A 19,606-nucleotide genomic window follows, 5' to 3' on the forward strand; every position below is an offset into this window, starting at 1 on the left:
ATAATTTTCTTTTATTTTAAGATGAAAAGTGAACAAATTTCTACTTTTAACTGCTTTCTATCTAAGTAATTAGTTGTCTGTTCATTGCATGTTTACTGTTCATATAGATGAAATGGAATATGTTTGAAATCAGACTAGTCAACAACAATCACCTTTTTCTTCACGAATAATAACATGTATGAGAAAATACCTAATTTCATAAAAGATAAAAGGACTTTCGAATCACAAAAAGATTAATTTAAATAATAGGTATTAAAGCCCTATATATACCGGAAAAAATATTGCTTTACAAAAACTTAAACTATCATTTAAAATACTTACCTTTATTTCTTCAAAAAGAAAATAAATAGCTTAATATCGGCTAAGTTGCAATGTATTGCATCGAGGTTTTCCTTGTCCCTAAAAAACACTTTTTCTCTGTACGATGCCTATTCAAGAGAACTTTACTTCTCCTTGAAAAAGCGTGATGTATAGCTGTCGTATCCTCTTGTCCTTGAAAAAATCCCGATGTTTATTCAAAAAAACTTTCCCCGCCCTGTGACTGTGCATAAATCGAACATTTAAACGCCGTTACTACACTAAGTTATATTTTCCATAAGTTTTTTAACCCCTCATGACAAAGTCTGTAAAATGACGATTACCCTTAGTATGATCAAAACCTATTCTTAGGAGATTTTAATTCACATCAAGGGTATATTATTTTCAACCATAGATGAATACTTTGCTGGCTGTATAACATATTAAAATACTAAACAGAATATTGAAAGCTGTAATTGATTTTACATGAGTCCATAAATTAATATCATTAAAATTCCAATAGGATAACAAAGTAAATAACAGGTTTCCAAATGGATGTAATTCTCAGCGTAGTTGTACCCACATTAAGATCCATTTGAAATTGATCAAATTTCCAATGAAAAATAACATACAGGAAATCAATAATCCGCATATCGTTAAGAGTATATTACTAGAAACATGGTCAATAAATTCAAAAATACGCATACCAAAAAATTCAATTGTTTTCCATGATCCATAAGATAAAATGGATGATGCAGTAAGAAGGACCATCATGCAGAGTACAAACCAAACACTTTTCTTTCTGCCAATTTTAAAAAATTCGGTAATATTTACCGTTATCGTCTCTATCAGTCCGACACCTGTTGTTAACACTGCTATCGCAACTAATATAAAAAAAACCAACCCGAAATTTATTCCCTCTGGCATTCGATTTAAAAGATTTGGAATTGCAATAAAGTGAAACTTCATTCAGTAGGAGTTTTCTTCCATCTCCTACTGAATGTTAGTTGAACGAATCGGGCATTTAGGTGCCGTTTTCTCCCACTTAGACCCTTTTGTATCAACTCAGGTCTTAAAGTGGGAGTCTTACGGCACCTTACATGCGGGATAAATAATAAGCCTTGTCCTGAATCTGGTGCAATTAGAAATGCAAATAATACAGGAAAAATAACTAATCCTGATAAAAAAGCAATCAGCGTATCAAAAGAAATAACTGAAATACCTAGTTTAACTGATGTGAATGGCAAAATTATTGGCGATTCTAATTATAGACGTGTAGGGGCTTTTCATCGTGCGTCAAAAGACGTAATTTTAAAAAATGATTTTGTCATCTATGAAGAGAAAGATATTCTTAATGAGAAAAACGTTCTCCCCGAAGTAGCTGTTCCCCTTGTATTTAATAACTAACAAAAGTTGTATTAGGGATTATCGGTACCCCTAAAGAAGTAATGATATGCTAAATTAGTCAAGAAGTATATTGAAATAATGTGAAAAGAAGTGGTTATTGAACAAGTTGATGAATTAGAAGAAAACATCCTTGAATCATTTATAAACTATCTGCTATTAAGTAAATTTGCTGATCCAATACGAATTAAACAGTATTGCTCAACGTCTCTATATGAATGTGTACAAAATATTATTGCATCATCATTGATTTTTTACTGGCTGTCAAATGTCTTTTTGCAGTAAACAAAATTATTCTTTTGGTTCTTTAAGAAGTATTCTTTTAACGACGGCGCGTGACATGTTTATAAAAAATGTGCTTATCTAAGTGATTAAAAATTAATTATTCTAAAGGCCGTTTTAAAATCAGAAGATGAATATTAGGCTATGGAATGCTTTAGGCATGAATCAGCTGCCTTCCTAAAAGTATGCAATCAATAGATAATCTTCAACCACTCATCATTAGCGGTACCATTTGTGATTCTCTTTTACAGGTAAACACATCCTATCATCAAGCCAAACATTTGCTAAGTTTTGTCAAAAAGCATAAATTACGATCGTAAATTTTTGATTTCTATTCATGGTCTACTTTACTAGCAATGTTTCCAGAACGGATTGATTCAACGTTTGCAGCTATGTTAAAAAACGTTTGGCAAAATTGATCATGGATGAATTATATGAGGAATTAAGGCGTAATTTTATTATTTATTTTGATTGTAATATGAATATAACATATACGGACAAACAGCTGTTTATCCATCGGAATACGCTCATTTACCGGCTCCATAAGATAGAAAAATTAGCGCGATTAAACACACGGAACTTCTAACATTGTTTATTACTATAAACTGCCTTAATAAAATTTTCTGCATATAAAGAAGGAAATCCCTCTCCGGACAAATCGAGCATTTAGGTACTATTATCTCCCACTTCAACTTTTTTCGTTCTCTCTATAACTTTTGAAATGGAAGTCTCACGACCCAGATACGGGATAATACTAAGCTTTATCTTTATTAGCTAGAAAGGATCTCTTTATCAATTATAAAACCAGAGCAATGTGCTCTGGTTTTATAATCTTATCTTGAACGTAATTTTTCTAATTCTACAAGGAAGTTGTGATTTAGTACTTTGATGTATGTTCCTTTCATTCCTAACGAACGGGACTCGATAACACCAGCACTTTCTAGCTTTCTTAACGCATTAACAATAACAGATCTTGTAATTCCAACTCGATCAGCAATTTTACTTGCTACGAGTAATCCTTCACTACCATCAAGTTCTTCAAAAATATGGTCAATTGCTTCTAATTCACTATATGATAGAGAGCTAATTGCCATTTGTACAACAGCTTTACTTCTTGCTTCCATTTCAATCTCTTGAGACTTTTCATGAAGGATTTCCATTCCTACTACTGTTGCACCATATTCAGCTAATAATAAATCATCTTCGTTAAATTCTCCATTTAGACGGCCAAGGATTAATGTTCCTAATCTTTCTCCTCCACCAATAATTGGTACAATCGTTGTTAAAGCGCTTTGGAATAAGTCACGATTTTCTACAGGAAAAACAGTATGTGGGCTATCAATACCTAAATTAGCCGTTGTTTCATGAATATTGTATAAACCTTCTGTATATTCTTGTGGAAATTGACGTTCCTCTAGCATCGTTTTCATTCTTTCATTTTCAATTTCTTGATTAATAGCAAACCCCAAAAGCTTTCCACGTCTGCTTAAAATATATACATTTCCTTTTATTACATCACGTAAAGATGCAGACATATCATTAAAGTCAACTGATTTTCCTCCAAATTTTTGTAGCATTGCGTTAATTTTTCTTGCACGATTTAATAGTTCCATAATGATCCTCCATTCGATCTTTAGTTTATAGTATATATTGGCTTAAATCTTTATTTTTAGCGATAGCCCTGAGTTTTTCGTCAACGTAAGCTGGAGTTATTTCGATTGTATCCATATTAATTTCTGGTGCTTCAAAGGAAAGATCCTCCAGCAATTTTTCTAAAATAGTATGAAGTCTTCTAGCTCCTATATTATCCATTTCTTGATTTACTTCATAAGCTATTTCAGCTAGTCTATCTACAGCTTCGTCTGTAAAAACTATATTTATACCTTCTGTTTTCAATAAAGCTGTATATTGCTTTAATAAAGCGTTAGATGGCTCTTTGAGTATACGTTTGAAATCATCTGTAGAGAGCTTTTCCAATTCAACACGAATCGGGAATCTTCCTTGGAGTTCAGGAATCAGATCAGAAGGTTTCGACATATGAAAAGCACCGGCTGCAATAAATAATATATGATCTGTTTTTACTGGACCATGCTTTGTAACAACAGTAGAACCTTCAATGATCGGTAAAATATCTCGTTGAACCCCTTCTCTTGATACATTAGCAGATTGTTCTTGCTTGCCTGCTACTTTATCAATTTCATCAATAAATACAATACCAGCCTGTTCTGCCCGTTGAATAGCCTCCTGAACGGCTTCTTCCATATCAACAAGCTTGGCAGCTTCCTGTTGAGTTAATACTTTTCTTGCTTCCGATACTGGTAATTTGCGTTTCTTTTTTCTTTTTGGCATAAACTGACTTAATGCATCCTGCATGTTCATGCCCATCTGCTCCATACCGGATCCTTGTAACATATCGAACATAGATGGAGCCTGTTCTTCTATTTCTACAGATACAAGATGATCCTCTAATTCTCCTAAAGCTAATTGATGCTCTACGCGCTTTCGCTTATTACGAATTTCTTCATTTTTTGCAGACGACTTATCATCATCCGTGTTATTCGTTGACTGTGAAGAAAATAACATTTCAAACGGGTTTTTTGTCTGATTTTCTGTTTTTGCCTGCGGAACTAAAAGTTTAACTAGTTGCTTATTTGCTTCCTTTTCTGCTTTATCTAAAACTTTTTTCATTTTTTCTTCTTTTACCATACGTAAAGACATTTCTACTAAGTCACGAATCATTGATTCGACATCTCGGCCAACATAACCTACCTCAGTAAATTTGGTCGCCTCTACTTTTACAAATGGTGCACCTACTAGCTTAGCTAATCTTCTAGCTATTTCTGTTTTTCCTACACCAGTCGGACCGATCATCAATATATTCTTAGGAACAATTTCCTCTTTTAGACTGTCTTCAAGCTGCATTCTCCTGTACCTGTTTCTCAGTGCTACAGCTACCGAGCGTTTAGCACTTTTTTGCCCAATAATATATTTATCCAATTGTTCCACAATTTGTTTGGGTGTGTAGTCAATTCCCATACTTCCAAAAGGCCTCCTTTAATCAAGCACCTCGAGTGTAATATGATTGTTCGTATACACACATATTTCTCCGGCAATATTTAAGGCAGCTTGTGCGATCTCTTTAGCCGTTAACTCCGTTGAATATCTAACCAATGCTCGGCCTGCGCTGAGTGCATAATTTCCTCCAGAGCCAATTGCTAAAATTCCATCATCAGGTTCAATCACTTCACCAGTACCAGAAACTAAAAACATATTCTCTCTATTCATGACTATCAACATAGCTTCCAGCTTTCTTAAAACTTTATCACTGCGCCACTCTTTTGCAAGTTCTACAGCGGCTCTTGCAAGATTGCCGTTATATGTCTCCAGTTTCCCTTCAAACTTCTCAAAAAGTGTAAATGCATCTGCAACAGATCCAGCAAATCCTGCTAACACTTGCCCCTTAAATAATTTTCGGACTTTTTTTGCTTTATGCTTCATGACAACCGCATTTCCCATTGTTACTTGACCATCACCACTCATGGCACATTGGCCATTATGCTTAACGGCAAATATTGTTGTGGCATGAAAACCATTCGTCACGCCTCTCACCTCTTCAATTAAAATTAATCATTTGCTCTTGGATGACTTTTCATATAGACGCGCCGCAAATGATCTTTCGTCACATGAGTATATATTTGTGTTGTTGACAAATTTTCGTGACCTAATAATTCTTGAACACTGCGTAAATCAGCACCTTCATTTAAGAGATGTGTAGCAAATGTATGGCGTAATTTATGCGGATGTACATTCACAGTTAGAGCCGCTTTTTTTACCACTCTGTTTAATACATCCCTGATTCCTCTGTCTGTCAATGGGGAACCGCAATGATTCAGGAATAATGCATTAGTTGGCTGTTTAGCTTTAGCTAACAACAGCTTTCTACCATCCTGTATGTACGTTTCCAAAGCAATTTCCGCAAATTTACCATACGGGATGTAGCGCTCTTTTCTGCCTTTTCCCGTTACAAACACGGTACCAATCGTGAAATCAATGTTATCAAGAACTAATTGCTGACATTCACTAACACGCATTCCCGTTGCATAAAGCAATTCCAATATTGCTTGATCTCGTTGTCCTAATGGATCTGTTAAATCGTTGACTTCAAATAGTTTTTCCAGCTCTTCAGCATACAAAAACCCCGGTATAGGGCTTTCTGTTTTTGGTAACCGAATCAATGTAAATGGATTGCCTATTACTATCTCTTCTCGTTCCAAAAATTTAAAAAACGTTCTTAATGCAGAGATTTTCCTAGAAACAGATCTTCTGCTAAGCTTTCGATTGTACAACGTATTAAGAAATACACGTACAACGCGTTCATCTACTTCACGAAGATCATTCACAGCTTCCGAAGCCAAGAAGTCAAAAAACAATTCCAGATCATTCAGATAATATTTAACAGTATATGGTGAAGCATTTTTTTCTATTTGTAAGTACTCCTTAAAGGATTGCCAATAGTTCCTGAAATTATTCAAATTTTCACCCCATTAAGCAGCGACTAAAGCATAACATAGAAATTATTGTTTCGCAATAAATTTAACTAAATTGTAACAAAATTCAGAATCAGCTTCACTTTCCATGTTTTTTGCTTGCTTTCTCCTTTCTGCTTATGCTTGTGAAAAATCAAACGTATAGACGCAGAGGTTCATTGATTATCGCTCCTGGAAGTCAATTATAAAAGCAAAAAGCACTCTATGCTATTTTTTAACTAAGCAAGTTCACTGTACAAGACATAACAAGTGTCAAGTAGATGCCCTTACCAATGCGTAATTATATATGTTTCCAACTAATTAGTCAACAAATTGTATTTAATAATTGAAAACTAATTGAATTGTTGCTTAATACAGCTTTTTATCCATATAAATGCTTTCGTTAAAAACAACTACTTTTTGTACTTTCTTCTTTTTTCACGCTGATATAATGTAAAAAGTTTATTCTACATTATTCATTGCCAAAAATCGCTTTTTGAGCATAAATTTAAATCAAAAAAGAAAAAACACTTTTGACATAGGTTTGTTCTATGAACATAGGACTGTTTTTGAATAAAGATGACTATGTATACCCGCTTTAATTTTTTCAAACTTTCTGCATGTTTCAATAAGGTCGAAGTTGCTTCGCTTACACCATAAATAGAAAAAATACTTCATTCAATAGACTTTCTTCCCTGAATTAAAATAGGATAAAGTGAAACTTCATTCAGTAGGAGTTTTCGTCCATCTTCTACTGAATGTTAGTTGAACGAATCGGGCATTTAGGTGCCGTTTTCTCCAACTTACACCCTTTTGTATCAACTCAGGTCTTGAAGTGGGAGTCTTACGGCACCTTACATGCGGGATAAAAGCTAAAAAACACAAGCCTCCTTAAAATACGGCGGTGTGCCGCTGCCGAAGTTTTTCCTCTTTAAAAAACCGCGATGTATCGCTGGCGTAGCTTTCCTTGTCCTTGAAAAAGAAGAACGCTTTTTCTGCGTGCGATGTATCGCTGGCGTAGCTTTCCTTGTCCTGGTCGCGCCAAATGGACCGGGAATTGAGAAGCAGTTTCTCTCATAAAGTTCGTAAAATGATTTTTTTAATGAACGTCCTACATTCGGGATAAAGAAAACAGGGTGTATATCGACGCCTGAGCAGCAAGCCCACTTTTAGTCGGCCTTCCTTTTGATTCGAGCCGATGTTGACTTATCGTAGGAAGGAGATCGAAGTTTGCTAGGCGCTTGAGCGCTTAAGCTAGACGACGATACTGCTTTTTTAGAAAAACTTGGCTTATCGCCAAGTCTTTATGGCGAAAGCTATAGTTTTTCTTATACTATAAACCATAAAGTTTTATACTTTCCTATAGTATAAAAAAGCTATCCACCACGGGAAAACAAATATAATTTCCTACACAACATTAAAAACTGCTCGATGAAACGAGCAGTTATGTTTGTGGTTGTTCTTTATACTCACAATTTGTACATTGAATTTGTGATCCTTTTTTTGCTTTTTTCTCTACTAATAAGGAATTACACTTTGGACACGAACGGTTTATGGGTTTATCCCAAGATAGAAAATCACAATCCGGGAATTGGTCACATCCATAAAAAATTCGTCGCTTCTTCGATTTTCGTTCAACGACTTCTCCCTTTTTACATTTTGGACAAGTTACACCTATTGTCTTTAATATCGGTTTCGTATTTCTACATTCAGGAAAGTTGGAACATGCAAGAAACTTGCCATATCTGCCCATTTTATATACCATTTCATGTCCACATTTCTCACATTCAATTCCAGCTGGTTCATCTTTAATTTCTACTTTTTCCATTTCTTGCTCAGCTTTTTCCAAGCGTTTTTCAAATTCTTGATAGAATTGATCAATGATTTTCACCCATTCTGTTCTTCCATCTTCAATGGCATCTAAATCATTTTCCATTTGGGCCGTAAAATCAACATCAATAATTTTTGGAAAAAACTCTTCGACTAACTCGATAACAATCGTTCCTAATTCGGTTGGGATAAACCGTTTATTATCTATGCTTACATAGCCCCGACGCTGAATCGTATCCAATGTAGGAGCATACGTTGAAGGTCTTCCAATTCCCAACTCTTCCATCGTCTTTACTAATCTCGCCTCAGTATATCTTGGTGGCGGCTGAGTGAAATGCTGATTTGGTTTAATATCGTTTGCCTTTACTTTCATTCCTTCTGTCAAAGCAGGCAAATATTTATCTTCTTCTTTTTTATTATCATCTGTTCCTTCAACATAGACTTTCATAAATCCTTTAAACTTAATTTTGGAGCCAGTAGCTCTAAACTCTACATCATTGTTTAATAGATGTACGGTCATTGTATCCATAATGGCAGCGGCCATCTGGCTAGCTAAAAATCGCTCCCAAATTAATTTGTATAATCGAAATTGATCCCTTGATAACACCGATTTTAGTGTTTTGGGTTCTCTTACGACAGATGTTGGACGAATTGCTTCATGCGCATCTTGTGCCGTTTCCTTTTGTTTTTGTTTTCGATTCACCCCAACATATTCTTCTCCATACTGCTTTGTAATATAATCTTTAGCTTCATTTTTAGCTGATTCTGAAATTCTTGTGGAATCAGTTCGCATATAGGTGATTAAACCTGTAATTCCACCGGCTTTTTTCCCAAGGTCAATTCCTTCATATAACTGTTGAGCTACCATCATCGTCTTTTTAGCTTTAAAATTTAACTTCCTAGCAGCTTCCTGTTGGAGGGAAGAAGTAGTGAACGGTTGAGCAGGGTTTCGTCTGCGTTCTTTTTTAGTCACTTTATCGACAATGAAATGGTCACCATCGAGTTTTTGCAGCACTTCCTTTACATCTGCCTCTGTTTTTAATGCTGTCTTTTTACCATTTAACCCATAAAAAGAACCTTGAAACGAGTCTTTATCCTTTTGAAATTGCCCTTCTATTGTCCAATATTCTTCTGGTTTAAAATTTTCTATTTCTTTTTCACGATCAATAATTAATTTAACAGCAACCGACTGCACTCGTCCTGCACTCAAACCCTTTTTTACTTTTTTCCATAATAATGGACTAATATTATAACCTACAAGACGATCTAAAATTCTTCTGGCTTGCTGTGCATCGACTAGGTTCATATCAATACTTCTCGGATGCTTAAATGACTCTTTAATTGCATCCTTTGTTATTTCATTAAATACGACCCGACAGTCGGATTCATTATCAATATTTAATATGTGGGCTAAATGCCAGGCGATTGCTTCTCCCTCACGATCAGGGTCGGCTGCAAGATAGATTTTTTTAGCTTTTTTAGCTGCTGCTTTTAGCTCTTTTACTACATCGCCTTTACCACGAATTGTAATATACTTTGGGGTAAATCCGTTTTCTGTATCAACTCCCATTTGACTTTTTGGTAAATCGCGCACATGACCCATGGAAGCTTTTACTTTATATTTTTTGCCTAAGTAACGTTCAATCGTCTTTGCTTTCGCAGGTGATTCGACGATTACTAGATAATCTGACATATCATTTCCTCCCAAAAATGAGGTTATCCTTAGAAAACCTTACTACATAATCATCAACACTGTCATATTAATGATTCCACATCCATTTTATTTCTCTGTCTCATCTTCCCTCTGCTCCATCTAATCATACTATGAACCTCTTATAATAATTTACAAATCTTCACTAATAGTAAATATATACGGTGCATTTGTCAAACATGTAATGAATTATTTCTTCATAAATCAAGCATTTTAGTTCTCATTTTTAGTGCTTTTATTACGCTTTGCAATTACAAATTAAATTTTTTACTATTTTTTTCACTTATAAAATTTCCTGTTTTTCTATTTGTAAAAGCCGTATGGTTGTTTTAGCCATTCCACTCATCTAATATATCATTAGCGCTCATCACTAATTTAGCTCCATCCTGAATCAGAAGGTGACACCCTTTTGTCTGTTCACTAAACAGGGATCCAGGAACAGCAAACACTTCCCTTCCCTGGTCCAAGGCATGATCTACTGTGATCATTGTTCCACTTTTTTGGGTTGCTTCGATTACTAACGTTCCAAAACTTAAGCCACTTATAATTCGATTTCTTTCGGGAAAATGGTACCGGGTCGGTTGGGTAGATGGAGAGTATTCAGACAAAACAAGCCCTTGCTCTATTATTTTTTGGAAAAGCTTTATGTTCTCTCGTGGATAAATATGATAAAAGCCACTGCCTAATACAGCTATTGTTTTTCCTTGATAATCCAATGTTGCTTCATGTGCAATTCGATCAACTCCCTTAGCCATTCCGCTTACAATTAACCAATTTTGAAAAACTAAAGGTTTAATCATTCTTGTTACCTTGCGCATAGCTTCCTGTGATGGATTTCTTGTACCAATTACACTTAAAGCTGGAAATTGCTTTAGTAAGTTTATATCCCCTAATGCATATAAAACAAGGGGGGGATCCTGAATAGCTTTTAACATAGGGGAAAAACATTTGTCAAGGATTGTAACTACATGAAAATCATTGAATTCTGATTCTAACTGATGCAATAATGTAGCATCATGGAGATCTCGATAAAGAATAGTTGCATTCTTTAAAGGGAGTTGGTAATAGTGGTTAATTTCGAGTGGAGTCATTTGATACAACTGTTGAAGGGAACTGTCTTTTTGCAATACTTTTCTAATCCAATGTCTCGTTATTCCTCTACAACGGCTTACATGTATAAGACTAAAACGTAAATCAGTCAATATCTCACTTCCTTTTTTATACTATAGGAAAGTATAAAACTTTATGGTTTATAGTATAAGAAAAACTACAGCTTTCGCTAAAGACTTGACGACAAGCCAAGTTTTTCTAATGAATAATGAGTGCAGTGTTCAAATAAGGGGAAAATAGTTCTGAGGACTAAGATCGCAATGTCCTGTAAGACTGTGATGTATTAACTGTCAATATTTTTTTATTGTCACGTTATAGCGCCGACACTAGCACTCCTCTCTTGTAGAAGTTGGAAAAGAGGACGTATCAAGTAGCGGGGTGGATGTATATAATAATGAGTAACCAAAAAATCGATGCGTCGTTTTTACTGGACTTTTTAAACATCTACTTATAGAGAAAAGGACCTAAAAAAGTATTTTAGGCCCTCTCGAAAACAATTTTTAATGTGTTTTACATTTTTCTTTCAAGCCATTATCCTCGAGTACTTTAATCATTGTTTCGCCCATTACTGCTGGAGTCTCTGCTACTTTAATACCACACTCGTTCATCACACGAATTTTTTCTTCCGCAGTACCTTTTCCGCCGGAAATGATCGCTCCTGCATGGCCCATTCGTTTTCCTGGAGGTGCAGTTGCACCGCCAATGAATCCTACTACAGGTTTTTTCATATTTGCTTTTACCCACTCAGCCGCTTCTTCTTCCGCAGTTCCGCCGATTTCTCCTATCATCATAACGGCATACGTTTCTGGGTCATTATTAAAAGCTTCTAATACATCAATAAAATTAGTTCCATTTACAGGATCTCCACCGATACCAACCGCTGTCGTTTGACCATAACCGGCCTCCGATAATTGATGTACAGCTTCGTAGGTAAGGGTACCAGAACGAGATACAACACCAATATGGCCTTTTTTATGAATATAACCAGGCATAATACCAATTTTACTTTCGTCTGCTGTAATAACTCCAGGGCAATTCGGTCCAATTAAACGTGTCTTCTTACCTTCCATATAGCGCTTTACTTTTACCATATCCAAAACTGGAATATGCTCCGTAATACAAATTACTAAATCCAATTCCGCGTCCACCGCTTCCATAATCGCATCTGCAGCAAACGGTGCTGGGACATAAATAACAGAGGCCGTTGCATCGGTTGCTTCAACCGCTTCCTGTACCGTATTAAACACAGGAACCCCTTCAACTTCCGTACCGCCTTTTTTTGGTGTTATACCACCAACGATTTTCGTACCGTATTCAAGCATTTGCTTTGTATGGAATCTTGCTGTTCCACCAGTAATACCTTGGACAATTACTTTTGTATCTTTATTTACATATACGCCCATTTTCGTCCGTCCTTTCCACAAGATCTGAACATATTTAACATTTTTTGCGATTTATTTCACCATTGAGACAATCTTTTTAGCACCATCAGCCATAGAACTTGCTGACGTAATATTTAGTCCTGAGGAGTTTAAAATCTCTTTTCCTTTAATAACGTTCGTTCCCTCAAGACGAACTACTAAAGGAATCTCTAATCCTACCTGTTTCGTGGCTTCGACAACACCTTCTGCGATAACATCACATTTCATAATACCACCAAAGATATTGACAAAGATTCCTTTTACATTACTATCAGACAAGATTATTTTAAAAGCTTCTGTTACCTTTTCAGCCGTGGCACCGCCTCCCACATCAAGGAAGTTTGCAGGCTCTCCGCCATAATGTTTAATAATGTCCATCGTTGACATAGCAAGACCGGCTCCATTAACCATACAGCCGATATTACCATCTAAAGAAATATAGCTTAGATCATACTTAGAAGCTTCAATTTCTTTTTCATCTTCTTCGTCTAGATCTCGTAAATCCATAATATCGGATTGGCGGAATAAAGCGTTGTCATCAAAATTTAATTTTGCATCAAGTGCCAACACTTCGCCATCTCCTGTAGTTACTAATGGGTTGATTTCAGCAATGGAACAATCTTTTTCTACAAAAGCTGTATAAAGCCCCATCATAAATTTAACCGCTTTCCCTAACAACTCATGTGGAATATTAATATTAAAAGCAAGTCTCCGTGCTTGGTAAGGAGCTAAACCGATAACGGGGTCGATTACTTCTTTAAAGATTTTTTCTGGTGTAGCAGCTGCTACTTCTTCAATTTCTGTGCCACCTTCTTCAGATGCCATCATAACTACACGCGATGTTGCTCGATCAAGTACAACACCAATATAATATTCTTTTTTAATATCGCAGCCTTCTTCGATTAATAATCGCTTAACTACTTGCCCTTTTGGTCCTGTTTGATGTGTTACTAATGTTTTTCCTAGAATTTCATCTGCGTATGTACGCACTTCTTCTACATTTTTTGCAACTTTAACACCACCAGCTTTGCCACGTCCGCCAGCGTGGATTTGCGCTTTTACTACTGTGACATCGCTTCCTAATTTCTTTGCTTCTTCCACAGCTTCATCGACTGTATATGCAACGTATCCATTAGGAACTTTTACGCCGTATTGTCGCAAAATTTCTTTCCCTTGATGCTCATGAATGTTCATTCTACATCCTCCCATCTTAATTCACTGCATATCCATTGTATAAAAAAACAGTTCAATTAACAAGAATAGTTTATCAGAAATTGTCGAATCAAATAAGCTAATGAATTAACTAGTTTAACCAGTTGAAATACGGTATGAGAAATAGTTTATCTATTATAAATGAACAGGACTTGGTACGTAGACATATGCTTATTCAGAGAGACCTAAGAACTAGGTTACTTTAATTGCTGATCAGCACGATACACAAAAGCAAAAACTTCGGCAACTGCTTCATAAAGTTCTTCTGGAATCGTCTCATTAATATTTAACTGTGCTAATAATTCAACTAATGAAGCATCTTCAAGAATCGGAATATCGTTTTCCTTTGCTCTTTCAACGATATCTTCTGCTAACCATCCTTTACCTATCGCAGTAACGACTGGAACCGCATGTCGTGTTTCATCATATCGTAACGCTGCTGCTTTACGTCTATTTTGTTTCATACCCTATAGTCAACTCCTTGATATCCAAATGGATTTGCATCATGCAATTGTTTTCGCTCTTCATTAAGGGGCTTAAAAGTAACTGTTGATAAATAATAATTCATTTCCTCCAAGCCTTTTTTTAATAAAGGCTGTAACTTCAAAGACAATGTTCGCAATTCCGGATGGTCATTAAACACAGTAATCGTAACATTACGATTTTGCACATGCATATCGACGATCGTTTGCTTCATATTTGTAAGTTCCAAACAGAATAATATTCGGCAATGATCCGGATCCAATTTTCCTGACTTGGTTTTTTTTCCTTCAAATTTTAATTCGATGTCATTAGCTAACCCTAGTTTACTTGCAGGCAGTTGTAGATATGCTGCTAAGAAACCATTATTCAACTCTTGAACAGAAAACAATTGCATTCCGTTAAAATTATGTAGTACACGTTGAATTTGCTCTTGTATAACTCCCTCTGTCTGTTGGAGGGCTAGAATAAGTTGACCCTTTAATGTTGTGTTTTGTAACTTTTCATTCATTATTTGATGTTCATAAGAAATACCGGAATATTGCAAATGTTGTTTTACTAGAGCTAACCATTGCTGTTTTGGATTTACGAGCAAATGGCTCTTTGATACGTTTATCAGCTGTTTTAGTTGCTGATACGTATGCGGTTTTTGTAATAAACGAATACTCTTTAATAATTGACCGTAATTATTGCTTAATGGCAAATCCTCGGTGAACAAAATCGGAAAGGTCTGGGAGATTTCTCGCTTTAATTGGGCAAGCTCTGCATCATTAAATAAATACTGATTTGCTGCTGCTAACAACAGCTTACTTTCCCATTTTCTTAAAGTAAGATCAGCTTGTTTACTATATTCCTGTTGGTTATATATTAGTTCGTTCCATCGTTTTATTGTTTGTGGAGAAGTTATATCTTCTCCCCCTAATGTTTGAAGAAGCGGAAATAAGCTTTTGCTTAATCTGGCAAGCTGCTTATATACCAATTGCTGACTATTAGCTTTCTCTTCTGTAGACGGCTGTAGCAATTGTCCTAGTTGTACGTTTAATTCCGAATGAATGGAACGCTGCTGAAGCGAATTCAGCAAGTGCTCTAACTGTGGTGCTAATGGCATCGTTCGTTTTATATGTAATGCCTGAAAGACTGCTTCAGTTATTGGAAACTGCTGTCGAATCATTTCTTTTAATATTGGTAACGCCTGTTGCTTGTTTTTATAATGTGATAATAACTGAAAGGCATTTTGCAGTTGCTTTCTATCAAATGGTATGTCTTCTTTCATTAACTGTTTTGTCAAATCTACATGGTTCGTGTTTACTCTTAAACCAAGTTGCTGCAACAATTGACTTACCATGAGATCCGGTTTCTGATTGGTTTGTCCACCAATCACCTTTAGCTCCATAATTTCACCTAGTTGTTGAATTTGAAAGTGATAATGATTACCAACGGTTAATGGAGCCTGTAGTTGTGCAACTAGCCGCTCTCCCCCTAATTGTATTTCTGCTTTGTGTTGCGAAAAAATTTTAAGCACCCTACCTTGAATAATTTGTCCTATCCTTAATTGACTCAGTGAGGTGCTTTTATTTAGTTGCAGAATTTCTTTTAAATCATGGATGCGCAAAAAAATCTCCCCCTTTAGAAAGATATTTGTTTAATCGGTGCAAAAGAGCGCCGATGATGGGGACAAACACCATGTTGTTTCAGCTTTTTTAAGTGCTGCTTCGTTCCATAACCCATATTTGAAGCAAATTCATACATAGGGTACTGTTTATGTAATTTTTTCATATATTGATCTCTAGTGACTTTTGCTAAAACACTTGCCGCAGCGATAGAAATACTGCTTGCATCTCCTTTCGTTATCGCTTCTGATGAACAGGTAAGTTGATCCAGGCGAACTGCATCGATAAGAACATGATCCGGCTCTGGATCTAACTGATTGATCGCATGATACATTGCTAACTTTGTTGCTTCGTAAATATTTATCTGGTCAATAATTTTACTGCTAATGACAGAAATTCCATAACTTATCGCCTGTTCTTTAATATAATGATAATACTGGTTACGCTTTGCTTCTGTTAACTGCTTGGAATCATCCAAGCCTAATAATACAAAATCAACAGGAAGGATAACTGCTGCCGCAACGACTGGTCCAGCGAGTGGGCCTCTGCCAGCTTCATCCACACCAGCAATACCATGAAATCCCTTATTATAGCAGGACTTTTCAAATACTGTCATTTCCAGATGCCGTTGTTTCAATGCTTTTATTTTTAGTTGTTGTTTTTCATAGCTTGTTATTAATTGTTGTACCCCTTTTCGTTCATCTACACGTAATTTTTCGATCACCTCGTCTGTTACTTTCCCCGATTTAAATAATTGTTTTAGTTGAGCAATGGATTGCTTTTTCATGGATAACCCTACCTTTTTTCTATTATCGACCACTTTTTTAAAATCATTAGAGCAAAGCCGGTAAGAGCCAAAGAACCTAATAAATGAAACAAGACACCCATCCGATAGATGTATGTCTCTCCACATAAGATAAGTTATTATTTTTTATACTATAGGAAAGTACAAAACTTTAGGGTTTATAGTATAAGAAAAACTACAGCTTTCGCTAAAGACTTGGCGACAAGCCAAGTTTTTCTAATCTAATCCTACATCTTTTTCCTTATCATTCAACTTTTCTCCCGGTGCTTCTAAGGAAATGTTACCTAGTCTACCTGAGCGTAAATCTTGAATAAAAATTTTGGAAACTTTAGAGAAATTCACCTTTCCACCACTTTCTAATGCCCCACGTTGTTTACCGATGGTCACAAAAATATCCCACATATCCTCCGTGTCTTGACTTAAATTGTACCGTTTTTTAAGATTGTTAGGATAATGAACTTTCATATAGTTAATGACAAAAGCCACGATATCCTGCATTGGTAACAGTTGATCTTTAATCGTACCAATGGCGGCTAAACGATATCCAACTGCTTCTTCCTCGAATTTTGGCCATAGTATGCCCGGTGTATCAAGCAGTTCAAAATCCTTTTTAACTTTAATCCACAACTGCTGTTTCGTAACACCCGGCTTATCCCCAGTTTTTGCAATCTTTTTATTAGCTAATCGATTGATAAGGGTTGATTTGCCGACATTTGGTATCCCAATAATCATCGCTCGAGCAGCACGTGACTGAATTCCTTTTGCCTTTAGCTTATCCAATTTTATTTGGGCTTGTTCTTTTGCTAATTGAATGACCCGTTTTATATCCTGTTTATTATTTACATTAACCGCAATCGCTGGGACTTCTCGCTCCTTAAAATAGAAAAGCCATTGATCTGTAACTCGTGGGTCAGCTAGATCACTTTTCATCATTAATGTAATTTTGGATTTATGTTGCAAGATTTCTTTTAGCATTGGATTTTGTGAGGACAGAGGCACTCTTGCATCTACTAATTCTATTACAAAATCGACTAACCTTAGTTTTTCCACTACTTCTCGCTTTGCCTTTGCCATATGTCCAGGAAACCATTGAATTGTCATCGTATAGTACCTACTTTCCAATAATTTGTATCCGATCAATGGGCCAATAAATCAAGCTTGTTTTCCCGACGATTTGATCGAGAGAAACTAGTCCAATTACCCGGCTATCTGTTGAATTTTCTCTATTATCTCCTAAGACGAGCACATCATTTTCTGGAATCTTATGGTGGTTACCAGGAAGATCTTCCAATGTAAAGTCATTGGTTTGTATTTGGTATGCTTGTTGATCGGTTAAAAAGGGCTGACTCACTTCTTTACCATTAATGTATAATACATCATCCTTTATTTCAACATGCTCACCTGGCAGACCGATTACACGTTTTATAAAATCTTTTTCTGATGAAGCATGGAAAACGACAATATCAAATCGTTCAGGTTCTTGAAAATGGTACGTGAATTTATTTACGATCATTTGATCCCCGTTTTGTAATGTAGGCAGCATAGATGGTCCATCAACTACAATTGCGGCAAAAAAGAATGTTCGTATAATAAAGGCTACGCCAAGAGCGATTAAAAGTGCTTTTAACCAGTCCCACCATTCATTTTTTCTTTCTTTCGGTTTGTCTGCCACTAGCTCCAACCTCCTGTTTTAAAACCTCATTCCTATGTATTCAGCTTTTTATAAAGTAAAACTTCATTTCTTGGAATGCTTTTCCCAAGAAATGTTAGTTAAACGAACCGGGCATTTAGGTGCCGTTTTCTCACACGTAGACCCTTTTTGTATCAACTCTGGTCTTGTAGTGGGAGGCTTACGGCAACTTACATGCGGGATAAAGTGAATCTTCATTTCTTGGAATGCTTTTCCCAAGAAATGTTAGTTGAACGAATCGGGCATTTAGGTGCCGTTTTCTTCCACTTAGACCTTTTTGTACAAACTCAGGCTCTTTGAAGTGGGAGACTTACGGCACCTTACATGCGGGATAAAGTGAATCTTCATTTCTTGGAATGCTTTTCCCAAGAAATGTTAGTTGAACGAATCGGGCATTTAGGTGCCGTTTTCTTCCACTTAGACCTTTTTGTACAAACTCAGGCTCTTTGAAGTGGGAGACTTACGGCACCTTACATGCGGGATAAAGTGAATCTTCATTTCTTGGAATGCTTTTCCCAAGAAATGTTAGTTGAACGAATCGGGCATTTAAGTGCCGTTTTCTTCCACTTAGACCTTTTTGTACAAACTCAGGCTCTTTGAAGTGGGAGACTTACGGCACCTTACATGCGGGATAAACTTGGCTTACTAGAGCAAAAAGGAGCTTGCGCAAATTTGCCAAGCTCCTTTCCTAAACATGTTTTCGTCATGTATTCGATTAGCGACGTTCTTTTATACGAGCCGCTTTTCCGCGAAGATTACGTAGATAGTATAGTTTCGCGCGACGTACGCTACCACGGCGGGTTACTTCAATTTTATCGATACGAGGGGAATGTACAGGGAATGTACGCTCAACACCTACACCGTAAGATAGTTTTCTCACCGTAAATGTTTCACTAATTCCACCATTTTGTCGTTTAATTACGACACCTTCAAATACCTGAATACGTTCACGAGAACCTTCCACAACTTTTACGTGGACTTTAACTGTATCCCCTGCACGAAAATCAGGATGATCCATACGAAGTTGGTCTTTTGTAATTTCTTCAAGCAATTTTTGCATCCTGGTTCACTCCTTCCAACTCAATGCTCATATCTCCTATCCGACAGCGGAACATCGTTGATCATGCTTAAAGACGAAACTTTAAACACAACATATAATATACCATATACAATGACATACTTCAACTACTATTTCAGTGAGTCTGTCAAGTATTTCCGGGAGCTCCTC

At 36.2% G+C, this 19,606-nt stretch carries 18 protein-coding genes; 3 read left to right on the forward strand and 15 right to left on the reverse strand.

The window, feature by feature from the left end:
* Window positions 1-861: 861 nt before the first annotated feature.
* Entirely contained in the window at window positions 862-1,266 is a 405-nt protein-coding gene (locus KQI21_RS13490; RefSeq protein ID WP_216484695.1) for an SLC5/6 family protein, read from the reverse strand.
* 108 nt (window positions 1,267-1,374) lie between these two features.
* Between KQI21_RS13490 and KQI21_RS16545 the strand changes: the two genes are divergently transcribed.
* From KQI21_RS16545 to KQI21_RS16950, 3 genes are all read left to right on the forward strand, one after another.
* The gene (locus tag KQI21_RS16545) at window positions 1,375-1,704 is read left to right on the forward strand and encodes a sugar diacid recognition domain-containing protein (RefSeq protein ID WP_216484696.1); all 330 of its coding nucleotides are present in this window, start codon (window positions 1,375-1,377) and stop codon (window positions 1,702-1,704) included.
* Window positions 1,705-1,794: 90 nt separating this feature from the next.
* On the forward strand, window positions 1,795-1,986 hold the full coding sequence (locus KQI21_RS13500) for a hypothetical protein (RefSeq protein WP_216484697.1): 192 nt from the start codon (window positions 1,795-1,797) through the stop codon (window positions 1,984-1,986).
* Between the two features lie 418 nt (window positions 1,987-2,404).
* A complete protein-coding gene (locus KQI21_RS16950) occupies window positions 2,405-2,569 on the forward strand; it encodes a helix-turn-helix domain-containing protein (RefSeq protein WP_216484698.1) in 165 nt (54 codons plus the stop codon).
* 247 nt (window positions 2,570-2,816) lie between these two features.
* Here KQI21_RS16950 and codY read toward each other — a convergent pair whose 3' ends face one another.
* The 14 genes from codY to rplS form a co-directional block, all read right to left on the reverse strand.
* Window positions 2,817-3,596: a GTP-sensing pleiotropic transcriptional regulator CodY gene (gene codY, locus KQI21_RS13510; protein ID WP_216484699.1), complete on the reverse strand. Its 780-nt coding sequence runs from the start codon at window positions 3,594-3,596 to the stop codon at window positions 2,817-2,819.
* Window positions 3,597-3,621: 25 nt separating this feature from the next.
* Window positions 3,622-5,019: an ATP-dependent protease ATPase subunit HslU gene (gene hslU, locus KQI21_RS13515; protein ID WP_216484700.1), complete on the reverse strand. Its 1,398-nt coding sequence runs from the start codon at window positions 5,017-5,019 to the stop codon at window positions 3,622-3,624.
* Between the two features lie 18 nt (window positions 5,020-5,037).
* Window positions 5,038-5,583, reverse strand: a complete 546-nt coding sequence (gene hslV / locus KQI21_RS13520) for an ATP-dependent protease subunit HslV (protein WP_216484701.1) — start codon at window positions 5,581-5,583, stop codon at window positions 5,038-5,040.
* A gap of 23 nt (window positions 5,584-5,606) precedes the next feature.
* Window positions 5,607-6,515, reverse strand: a complete 909-nt coding sequence (gene xerC, locus KQI21_RS13525) for a tyrosine recombinase XerC (protein WP_216484702.1) — start codon at window positions 6,513-6,515, stop codon at window positions 5,607-5,609.
* Between the two features lie 1,438 nt (window positions 6,516-7,953).
* Window positions 7,954-10,032 carry a type I DNA topoisomerase gene (topA, locus tag KQI21_RS13530; protein ID WP_216484703.1) on the reverse strand — a complete coding sequence of 693 codons (2,079 nt, stop codon included), beginning with the start codon at window positions 10,030-10,032 and terminating at the stop codon, window positions 7,954-7,956.
* Between the two features lie 347 nt (window positions 10,033-10,379).
* Complete coding sequence (dprA, locus tag KQI21_RS13535) at window positions 10,380-11,252, reverse strand: DNA-processing protein DprA (protein ID WP_216484704.1); 873 nt, start codon at window positions 11,250-11,252, stop codon at window positions 10,380-10,382.
* 408 nt (window positions 11,253-11,660) lie between these two features.
* On the reverse strand, window positions 11,661-12,563 hold the full coding sequence (sucD, locus tag KQI21_RS13540; protein WP_216484705.1) for a succinate--CoA ligase subunit alpha: 903 nt from the start codon (window positions 12,561-12,563) through the stop codon (window positions 11,661-11,663).
* A 51-nt stretch (window positions 12,564-12,614) separates the two neighbouring features.
* A complete protein-coding gene (sucC, locus tag KQI21_RS13545; RefSeq protein WP_216484706.1) occupies window positions 12,615-13,775 on the reverse strand; it encodes an ADP-forming succinate--CoA ligase subunit beta in 1,161 nt (386 codons plus the stop codon).
* Window positions 13,776-13,990: 215 nt separating this feature from the next.
* On the reverse strand, window positions 13,991-14,257 hold the full coding sequence (locus tag KQI21_RS13550; RefSeq protein WP_077320400.1) for an EscU/YscU/HrcU family type III secretion system export apparatus switch protein: 267 nt from the start codon (window positions 14,255-14,257) through the stop codon (window positions 13,991-13,993).
* Window positions 14,254-15,885 carry a TP0910 N-terminal domain-containing protein gene (locus KQI21_RS13555; RefSeq protein ID WP_216484707.1) on the reverse strand — a complete coding sequence of 544 codons (1,632 nt, stop codon included), beginning with the start codon at window positions 15,883-15,885 and terminating at the stop codon, window positions 14,254-14,256. Before KQI21_RS13555 ends, KQI21_RS13550 begins: the two co-directional genes overlap by 4 nt.
* 14 nt (window positions 15,886-15,899) lie before the next feature.
* On the reverse strand, window positions 15,900-16,670 hold the full coding sequence (gene rnhB, locus KQI21_RS13560; protein ID WP_216484708.1) for a ribonuclease HII: 771 nt from the start codon (window positions 16,668-16,670) through the stop codon (window positions 15,900-15,902).
* Window positions 16,671-16,904: 234 nt separating this feature from the next.
* Window positions 16,905-17,789, reverse strand: coding sequence for a ribosome biogenesis GTPase YlqF (gene ylqF, locus KQI21_RS13565; RefSeq protein WP_216484709.1), 885 nt, complete (start codon window positions 17,787-17,789; stop codon window positions 16,905-16,907).
* 10 nt (window positions 17,790-17,799) lie between these two features.
* Window positions 17,800-18,360: a signal peptidase I gene (lepB, locus tag KQI21_RS13570; protein ID WP_309245556.1), complete on the reverse strand. Its 561-nt coding sequence runs from the start codon at window positions 18,358-18,360 to the stop codon at window positions 17,800-17,802.
* A 733-nt stretch (window positions 18,361-19,093) separates the two neighbouring features.
* On the reverse strand, window positions 19,094-19,438 hold the full coding sequence (rplS, locus tag KQI21_RS13575; RefSeq protein WP_216484711.1) for a 50S ribosomal protein L19: 345 nt from the start codon (window positions 19,436-19,438) through the stop codon (window positions 19,094-19,096).
* Window positions 19,439-19,606 lie beyond the last annotated feature (168 nt).

The organism is Virgibacillus proomii (assembly GCF_018916875.1).
Lineage (GTDB): Bacteria > Bacillota > Bacilli > Bacillales > Amphibacillaceae > Virgibacillus > Virgibacillus proomii_B.

What these genes read in the sequence shown, in the direction of transcription:
- KQI21_RS13490 (WP_216484695.1), bottom strand. Translation starts at nt 1,266, where the DNA reads ATGAAGTTTCACTTTATTGCAATTCCAAATCTTTTAAATCGAATGCCA.
- KQI21_RS16950 (WP_216484698.1), top strand. Translation starts at nt 2,405, where the DNA reads ATGGATGAATTATATGAGGAATTAAGGCGTAATTTTATTATTTATTTT.
- codY (WP_216484699.1), bottom strand. Translation starts at nt 3,596, where the DNA reads ATGGAACTATTAAATCGTGCAAGAAAAATTAACGCAATGCTACAAAAA.
- hslU (WP_216484700.1), bottom strand. Translation starts at nt 5,019, where the DNA reads ATGGGAATTGACTACACACCCAAACAAATTGTGGAACAATTGGATAAA.
- topA (WP_216484703.1), bottom strand. Translation starts at nt 10,032, where the DNA reads ATGTCAGATTATCTAGTAATCGTCGAATCACCTGCGAAAGCAAAGACG.
- sucD (WP_216484705.1), bottom strand. Translation starts at nt 12,563, where the DNA reads ATGGGCGTATATGTAAATAAAGATACAAAAGTAATTGTCCAAGGTATT.
- sucC (WP_216484706.1), bottom strand. Translation starts at nt 13,775, where the DNA reads ATGAACATTCATGAGCATCAAGGGAAAGAAATTTTGCGACAATACGGC.
- KQI21_RS13550 (WP_077320400.1), bottom strand. Translation starts at nt 14,257, where the DNA reads ATGAAACAAAATAGACGTAAAGCAGCAGCGTTACGATATGATGAAACA.
- rnhB (WP_216484708.1), bottom strand. Translation starts at nt 16,670, where the DNA reads ATGAAAAAGCAATCCATTGCTCAACTAAAACAATTATTTAAATCGGGG.
- ylqF (WP_216484709.1), bottom strand. Translation starts at nt 17,789, where the DNA reads ATGACAATTCAATGGTTTCCTGGACATATGGCAAAGGCAAAGCGAGAA.
- rplS (WP_216484711.1), bottom strand. Translation starts at nt 19,438, where the DNA reads ATGCAAAAATTGCTTGAAGAAATTACAAAAGACCAACTTCGTATGGAT.